Source organism: Streptomyces sp. NH27 (genome assembly GCF_056859195.1).
In genome coordinates, this window is the sequence record NZ_JACEGK010000381.1 from 1 (window position 1) to 7,748 (window position 7,748).

At 73.7% G+C, this 7,748-nt stretch carries 10 protein-coding genes; 2 read left to right on the forward strand and 8 right to left on the reverse strand.

Translation table 11 applies throughout. From position 1 onward, the window contains the following. From AC13HU_RS26440 to AC13HU_RS26450, 3 genes are all read right to left on the reverse strand, one after another. Nucleotides 1-1,356, reverse strand: a 1,356-nt coding sequence (locus AC13HU_RS26440) for an AAA family ATPase (protein WP_483044461.1), incomplete at its 3' end; no start/stop codon positions are given. After that, a complete protein-coding gene (locus AC13HU_RS26445; RefSeq protein ID WP_483044462.1) occupies nt 1,356-2,519 on the reverse strand; it encodes an exonuclease SbcCD subunit D in 1,164 nt (387 codons plus the stop codon). The genes AC13HU_RS26445 and AC13HU_RS26440, both read right to left, overlap by 1 nt. 176 nt (nt 2,520-2,695) lie before the next feature. Next, the gene (locus tag AC13HU_RS26450) at nt 2,696-3,325 is read right to left on the reverse strand and encodes a YigZ family protein (protein WP_483044463.1); all 630 of its coding nucleotides are present in this window, start codon (nt 3,323-3,325) and stop codon (nt 2,696-2,698) included. Nucleotides 3,326-3,432: 107 nt separating this feature from the next. Between AC13HU_RS26450 and AC13HU_RS26455 the strand changes: the two genes are divergently transcribed. Further along, a complete protein-coding gene (locus AC13HU_RS26455) occupies nt 3,433-3,837 on the forward strand; it encodes a CoA-binding protein (protein ID WP_483044464.1) in 405 nt (134 codons plus the stop codon). A 32-nt stretch (nt 3,838-3,869) separates the two neighbouring features. Here AC13HU_RS26455 and AC13HU_RS26460 read toward each other — a convergent pair whose 3' ends face one another. Next, a complete protein-coding gene (locus tag AC13HU_RS26460; RefSeq protein ID WP_483044465.1) occupies nt 3,870-4,400 on the reverse strand; it encodes a YbaK/EbsC family protein in 531 nt (176 codons plus the stop codon). Between the two features lie 166 nt (nt 4,401-4,566). Beyond that, on the reverse strand, nt 4,567-5,328 hold the full coding sequence (locus AC13HU_RS26465) for an acyltransferase (protein WP_483044466.1): 762 nt from the start codon (nt 5,326-5,328) through the stop codon (nt 4,567-4,569). Nucleotides 5,329-5,391: 63 nt separating this feature from the next. On the opposite strand from AC13HU_RS26465, the gene AC13HU_RS26470 reads away from it, so the two are divergent. Further along, the gene (locus AC13HU_RS26470) at nt 5,392-6,027 is read left to right on the forward strand and encodes a gamma carbonic anhydrase family protein (protein WP_483044467.1); all 636 of its coding nucleotides are present in this window, start codon (nt 5,392-5,394) and stop codon (nt 6,025-6,027) included. A 144-nt stretch (nt 6,028-6,171) separates the two neighbouring features. Here AC13HU_RS26470 and AC13HU_RS26475 read toward each other — a convergent pair whose 3' ends face one another. From AC13HU_RS26475 to AC13HU_RS26485, 3 genes are all read right to left on the reverse strand, one after another. Beyond that, nucleotides 6,172-6,828, reverse strand: a complete 657-nt coding sequence (locus AC13HU_RS26475) for a DedA family protein (protein ID WP_483044468.1) — start codon at nt 6,826-6,828, stop codon at nt 6,172-6,174. A 211-nt stretch (nt 6,829-7,039) separates the two neighbouring features. Next, nucleotides 7,040-7,492, reverse strand: coding sequence for a DUF4442 domain-containing protein (locus tag AC13HU_RS26480; protein WP_483044469.1), 453 nt, complete (start codon nt 7,490-7,492; stop codon nt 7,040-7,042). 57 nt (nt 7,493-7,549) lie between these two features. Then, nucleotides 7,550-7,748, reverse strand: a 199-nt coding sequence (locus AC13HU_RS26485; RefSeq protein WP_483044470.1) for a hypothetical protein, incomplete at its 5' end; no start/stop codon positions are given.

The following is a 7,748-nucleotide window of genomic DNA, read 5'->3' on the forward strand; positions in this document are numbered from 1 at the left end:
CGCCTCCCCTGCGACGGACCCGCCGAGCCGTGCCCCGTCTGCCCGGCTCCGCTGCTCCGCGCCATCCCGCTCGACGCCTGGCCCCCACGCCAACTCCCCCGGGCCACCGGACCGGATGGACGCGGTCTCGGCAGCCGATTCGCCACGCCCGCCCGTCATTTCGCGCGCGAGTGCGGGTGCGGCGGTGCCACCCCGCTGGGCGGGCAGGGCGTCCGGACCGCCGCCACGGGGCGTCCCCGGGGCCGGCCCCGCCGGCGAGACGTCCGCCGAGTCCGGCGGCAGCTCGCCCGCGGCCGCGAGTTCGGCGGCGGCGTCGCGTTCCGCCGTAAGGGCCTCGGCGTGCTGGGCGGCAGCCTTGTCGTGGAGGCCGAGCGCGGGGTCGACGGCGAGGGCGCGGCGGGCGCGGTCGAGGCGGGTCCGGAGGGCGGCGCGGGCAGGGCGTTGCCGGGCGGCGGCGGACTCGCGGTCGAGGGCTTCGCGGTGGCGGCCTTGCAGGGTGGCCAACTCGCGGGCAGCGGTGGCCGCTTCGGCGGCGGTGCGATGTGCGTCCTCGGTGAGGCGTACAGCCGTGCGCGCGATGTCGTACCGTTCACGGGCGTCGCACCGTGCGATGGCGGCGTCGGCCAGCACGCTTGCGTCGAGGCCGACTTCGGAACCGAGGACCGCGGCGGGCTCGGGTGCGGCGTCGCCGTCCCCCGCCGCCTGCCGCATCCGCGCGGCGAGTTGCCGTAGCTCGTCGTCGCCTGCGGCAAGCCGCCGGTCCGCCTCGTGCCTGCGGTCGCGCAGCCACTGCTCGACCGCTTTGAACCGGCGGGTGTCGAAGAGCCGTCCGAGCAGCGCGGCCCGCTCGACCGCGCCCGCGCGCAGGAACGTCGCGAACTCGCCCTGCGGCAGCAGCACCACCTGGCAGAACTGCTCGCAGCTCATCCCGACGAGTTGCCGCACCTCCTCGCCGATCTCCTGGTGCGACTTGGACACGCCCTGCCACTCGCCGCCGATGTGCTCGCGCAGCAGCGTGACCGCCTTGTCGACGGTGGTGCCGGTGCCGCGCTTCTTCGCCCGCACCTGCTCGGGTCGCCGGGTGATCTCCAACCGGCGTCCGCCGAGGGTGAGTTCGAGCACCACCTCGGTCGCGGTGCCGGGCGCGACGTGGTCGCTGCGCAGCCGGTTCGCGGGCCGGGCGCCGGGCACCTGCCCATACAGCGCGTAGCAGACGCCGTCCAGAACGGAGGTCTTGCCCGCCCCGGTGGGGCCGTGCAGCAGGAACAGCCCGGCGGCGGACAGTTCGTCGAAGTCGACCTGCTCGGTGCCGGCGAAGGGGCCGAACGCGGTCAGTTCGAGGTGGTGCAGGCGCATCAGTCGCGCTCCGTTTGTGCGGCGTCGGCCCGTACCGCGTCGAACGCGGCCCGCAGCACGCCGCGTTCGGCCCGGTCGGGGGTGGTGCCGCGGACGTGTGCGACGAAGTCCTCGGCGATCTGCTGGTCGGTGCGGCCGCGCAGCCTGCGGGCGTAGGAGGCGAGCGGGTCGTCGGTGTCGCGGTCGGGTTCGAAAGCCAGCGCGAGGATGTGCGGGAAGCGCTTGGCGAGCGCGGCCATCGGCTCGTGCGGGCGGTACGGGTCGGTGAGGGTGGCCTCGACCCAGGACTCGGTGTGCGGTTCGAGCGCGGGGTCGGCGAGCAGGTCGTCGAGGCGGCCGCGCAGGCGGGCGAGCGGGCGGGGCACGGGGGTGTCGAGACGCTGCGCGGTGACGGCGCCTTCGGGGTCGAGGTCGACCAACCACATGCTCTTGCGGTGGTGCTGCTCGGAGAAGGAGTAGGCCAGCGGCGAACCGGAGTACCGCACGCGGTCGTTGATCGTCTGGCAGCCGTGCAGGTGGCCGAGCGCGACGTAGTGGGCGCCGTCGAACAGCTCGGCGGGCACCGCCTCGACACCGCCCGCGGTGATGTCGCGCTCGCTGTCGCAGGGGGCGGCGCCGGTGACGAAGGCGTGCGCGACGACGACGGCCCGGGTGCCGGTCGGGCGGGTGGCGAGGTCGGCCCGTACCCGATCCATGGCGGCGCCGAGCACCGCGGTGTGGTCGGCTCGTTCGGTGCCGAACTCGGCGCGGACCAGGGCCGGTTCGAGGTAGGGCAGACCGTAGACGGCGACGTCGCCGTACGGCGGGTCGGGCAGCAGCACCGGGCGGTGACAGGCCGCGGGATCGGTGCGCAGATGGACGCCGGCGCGGTCGATCAGCCCGGCGCCGACGCCGAGCCGCCGGGCCGAGTCGTGGTTGCCCGAGGTGAGGACGGTCGGCACGCCCAGGTCGGCGAGGGCGTGCAGGGCCCCGTCGTACAGCTCGATCGCGGCCAACGGCGGCACGGCCCGGTCGTAGACGTCGCCCGCGACGATCACCGCGTCGACCTGTTCGGCGCGCGCGGTGGCCACCAGGTGGTCGAGGAAAGTCCGCTGGGCGTCGAGCATGCTCACCCGGTGGAAGGACCGGCCGAGGTGCCAGTCCGAGGTGTGCAGAAATCTCACGCCACTGCTCCGAACCGCACCCGTCCCCCTCACCATCCCGGGCGTCCGCCCGCAGACCAGCACCGTACTACCGATCACTCCCGGCCCCGGACGGCACACCCCGAACGACCCGGATCCAGCCGCACCCGCGCTCCCGTCCCCACTCCTGTCCCCGCGCCCGCGGCGCACCGGCGGGCTCAGCGGACGTCTACGTACGCGCTGCCCTCGATGGTGCAGGAGGCGGCGCCGGATGTGGCGTCGGCGAGCCAGGAGCGGAAGGCGGCGACATCGGGTTCGGGCACGCCGAGGTGGAAGGTGACGGCGGCGCCGTAGACGACCTCGCGCACGGCGTGGCCGGCAGCGCGCAGCTCGTTCTCCAGCCGCCCGGCGCGCTGATGGTCGGCGGTGACGGTGAGCAGCGCGAGCAGGCGCCGTTCGACGGTGCCGGTCGCGTCCAGCGCGGCGGAGACGGCGCCGCCGTACGCCCGGGCCAGCCCGCCGGCGCCGAGCTGGACGCCGCCGTAGTAGCGGGTCACGACCGCCACGGTGTCGCGCACCTCGCGGCCGAGCAGCACCTGGAGCATCGGGGTGCCGGCGGTGCCGCCGGGCTCTCCGTCGTCGCTCGCCCGGTGCAGGCGGCCGTCGGGGCCGATGACATACGCGAAGCAGTTGTGCGTGGCGGCCGGGTGCTCCTTGCGGACGGCACGCACGAACTCCTCGGCGGCTTCCTGGCTGCCGGCCGGGGCCAGCGCGCACCGGAACCGCGAGCGTTTGATCTCACTTTCATACACGCCCGGGCGCGCCACCGTCAGATACCGATCTACCACCTGTTCAGCCTAGTGCGAGGGGAATCATGGTGCCGGGTGGGGCGTTGATCGGGCAGGACGTGCGGGGAAGCGTGCGGGCGGGAAGAGACAAGGGGTTGGTGAGAGGTATGTACGGGGACACGGAGACAGTGCGGAAGATCCTTACCGACAGCGGCGACACCTGGGCGGTGGTCGGTCTGTCGAACAACACGTCGCGCGCGGCGTACGGCGTGGCGGCGGTACTCCAGCGGTTCGGCAAGCGGGTGGTGCCGGTCCATCCGAAGGCCGAGTCGGTGCACGGCGAGCAGGGATACGCCAAGCTGGCGGACATCCCCTTCCCTGTTGACGTGGTGGACGTCTTCGTGCACTCCGCGTGGGCCGGCTCGGTGGCCGACGAGGCGGTCGCCGTCGGCGCGAAGGCGGTCTGGTTCCAGCTCGACGTGATCGACGAGAAGGCATCCGAGCGGGTGCGGGCGGCGGGCCTGGACATGGTCATGGATCGATGCCCAGCGATCGAAATACCTCAGCTCTGAGCGGGCCCCGCGCCTGTGATCCCGGTCCGGGTTCAGCCGCCGAGTCCGTCGAGCACCACCGCGCCGGGCAGCGACGCCAGCACCTTGCCGGGCACGATGAGCTTGCCGCGCCTGGCCCCGCTGCCGATCACGAGGTAGGGCGCCGCCGCGACCGCCGAGTCGATGAGCAGCGGCCAGCCGGCGGGCAGCCCGACCGGGGTGATCCCGCCGTACTCCATGCCCGTCTCGCTCACCGCGGTGTCCATCGGGGCGAAGGACGCCTTACGGGCTCCGAGGTGGCGGCGGACCGTGCCGTTGACGTCGACCCGGGTGGTGGAGAGCACCAAGCACGCGGCCAGTGTCAGCTCCGCGCCGCGCTTGCCCGCGACCACGACGCAGTTGGCTGACTGCTCCAGCAGGTCCTGGCCGTAGGCCGCCACGAAGTCCGCGGTGTCGGCCTTTTCGGGGTCGGTGTCCACGTGCACCATCTCCGTGGTCACGGCCGCAGCGACCGGCGCGGGCAGCAACTCCCGTCGCTCCGTGGCGGGCTGGGCGTCCTGGAATGAGCCGATCGGTGCGCGCATACGGGCAATCTAGCGCCGCGCGGCGGTCGTCCTCGCCTGTTCACGGCTGGTGGGCGGGCGCTGCGGAGCTGGTGCGGCCGTACGCGCGGAGGCGTCAGCGGGCAAGCGTGGGCGGGCGTCGGCAGGTCGACGGGCGCGAGGCGTCGGCGGGGCGGCGAGTGGGCGTTCAGGCGCCGGCGGGGGCTTCGATTCCGGGCAGGTCGAGGCGCTGTTCAGGCGGCACGCTGTCCGGGTGGGGTGACGGCGCGGGGGTGCGCAGGGGCGGCTGCCAGCCGGTGTCGGGTGCCCAGCGTCGGACGATCCTGGCCGGGGCGCCTGCCACCACCGCGTGGTCGGGGACCTCGCCGCGGACGACGGAGCCCGCGGCGACGACGACGTTGCGGCCGAGCCGGGCGCCGGGCAGCACCACGCTGTCCACGCCGAGCCAGCTGCCGGAGCCGATCTCGACGGGCGCGGAGCTGGGCCACTGCTCGCCGATCGCCTGGTCGGGGTCGTGGTAGGAGTGGTTGGTGCTGGTCACGTAGACGTTGGGACCGCAGTAGACCTTGTCGCCGATGACGATCGGGGCCATGGCGACGATGTGGCTGTCGCGGCCGATGACGACGCCGTCGCCGATGCGGATGACCGGGTCGGGGCCGTAGTCGATGTCGGCGGGGGCCAGGCCGACGGTGAGGGTGACCTGCTCGCCGATGATGCAGCACGCGCCGAGGTGAATCCAGGGTTCGCCGAAGACGGTGCCCTGCGGGAAGGCGAGCCGGGTGCCCGCGCCGATCCGGCCGAAACGCACCAGCCCGGGACGCTCCGCGGTGACCGCGCCCGCGTTCTGCACGCGGTGCCAGGCGCGGTGCACCAGCCGGGTGGTGGCGCGCCGGCGCCAGGCCGCGGCACTGGACAGCAGGGAGAAGAACACGTTCTCGTTCTCGGGCACACGGCCACCGTATACGGTGCCGCTGGACAGTGCCGGAGCGGCGCGGGATCGGACGGAGCGGGGATGACGGAGTCGGTGGAGCAGGCGGGCGAGGTAGGCGCGGCGGGCACGACGGGCGGGGCAGGCGGAAGGGGCGGTGCGGCCGGCGGCTCTGGCGGGGGCAGGCCGGGTGGCGCGGCCGGGGCGCTGGTCGCGGGCATTCTCGGCCGGGAGCCGCGGCTGGCCCCGACCGCGTACACCGCGCCGACCTCGGTGGTGCTGGGTGATGTGACGCTGGGCGAGCGGGCGAGTGTCTGGTACCACGCGGTGCTGCGCGGCGACTGCGAGGAGATCCGGATCGGCGCCGGCTCGAACATCCAGGACAACTGCACGGTGCATGCAGACCCCGGTTTCCCGGCGGTCGTCGGCGCGGGGGTCACGGTGGGACACAACGCGGTGCTGCACGGGTGCTTGATCGAGGACGGCGTGCTGGTGGGAATGGGTGCGACGGTACTCAACGGGGCGCGGATCGGCGCGGGTTCGCTGGTGGCGGCCGCCGCACTGGTGCCGCAGGGCATGCAGGTGCCGCCGAACTCACTGGTGGCCGGGGTGCCCGCGAAGGTCAAGCGGGAGCTGACCGAGCAGGAGCAGCAGGCGCTGCGGCTGAATGCGGAGCACTATGTGGCGCTCGCCGAGACCCACCGGGAGGCCGTGGGCTGAGCAGTGCCCGCGGGTCGGGGCTCGGCCGGGACTGCACCCGCACCCGGTCCTGACCCAGTCCCGCCCCGTCCCGACTCCGGTCCCGCGCCTCACCCTGTCCCCGTCCCGGTCCCGCCCGGTCCCGCGCGCCGGGCGGATCGGCGGCTACTCGCCGGACCGGGCGACCGCGACCTCGCGTTCGGCAGCCGCCTCGTGCTCGGCCTGCACCTTGGCGGCGCGGCGCCGGACGAAGAGGAAGGACCCGATGCCGAAGAGGACCGCGATGCCGAGGCCGACGTAGCCGAAGCGGGTGAGCCAGGGCTCGGCGACCACGCCGACGTAGTAGATGATCGCGGTGATGCCGCCGGCCCAGGCGATGCCGCCGAGCGCGTTGGCAATGAGGAACTTGTGGTACGGCATCTTCAGCACGCCGGCGAGCGGCCCGGCGAAGATCCGCAGCAGCGCGACGAAACGGCCGAAGAAGACCGCCCACATGCCCCAGCGTTGGAAGGAGCGTTCGGCGGTGGCGATGTTGCCCGGTGAGAAATGGCTCGGGAAGCGGCGGCCGAGCCAGTCCAGCAGCGGTCTGCCGCCCTTGTGCCCGATGGCGTAGCCGATCGAGTCGCCGACGATCGCCCCCACGATCGCGCAGCCGCCGACCACCCAGGGACTGACGTGGCCCTGCGAGGACAGCAGCGCCGCCGTCATCAGCACGATCTCGCCGGGCAGGGGGATGCCGAGGCTCTCCACCCCCACCACGAGACCGACCATCAGATAGACGGCGATCGGCGGAATGCCGTCCAGCCAGTCCTGCACGTGCACAGCAGGTCCCTCCCCGGGGTGACGGTCGAACGCGCGCCCGCAAGCGCGCTCCTGTGAAGCGTAACCGACCGAACGGACGACCTGTCCGCTCAGCGGTACGCCCCCGGCCACCGAACCCCCTGCGCCCGCGGCCGCGGGGCCCGTGGTCGTACACCTCGCCGGCACCTCGCCGCCGCACCCGGGCGATCACCCGGGCGCGGGCCGCCCGCGTTCAGCGGTTGGGGCGCAGGGTCCAGATGACGGTCATCCGGCCGGTCTCGGCGCCGTCCTCGCGGGTGAGCACGACGTCGATCGGGAACTCGGGGCGCTGTCCGGCGTCGAGTTCGGCGACGACCTCGGCGGCGGGCCGGCCGAGCGTCGCGGTCGCGCGCACCTCGCCCCGGGCGATCTTGGCGTAGGTGACCTCGACCCGCACCGGGAGCGGGACCGCGCGGCCGAGTTGGTCGCCGAACGCGCCGATCACGACGGCGCCGGAAGCGGACTCGCCGGCGGTGAACATCGCGCCCGCGTGCGGCCCGCCGACGTGGTTGCGGTAGTCGGGGTGGTCGGGCAGCGACACGACCGCGCGCTCGGCCGTGGTCTCGATGTACCGGAGGTCCAGGGCGCGGACCATCGGCACGGTGGACGTGAGGAGTTCGCCTATGTTGGGCAACGTGTCGGACATGGCCGCATGTTACCAGCCAGTATCGCGGTCCGCCGTGGAACCCGCCGGCCCGCTCCCCTAGTGTTTCCAGCCATGTGGCCAGGAGACCAGCAGCACGGGGGACAGCAGAACCCGCAGGGCAACCCCCCTCAGAATCCGCAGCAACCGCAGCCCCAGCAGCCCTCGCAGGGACCGTACGGGCAACCGCCCAACCCGTACGCGCAGCCCGGGTACCAGCAGCAGCCGGGTTACCAGCAGCCTCAGCAACCCCCGCAGC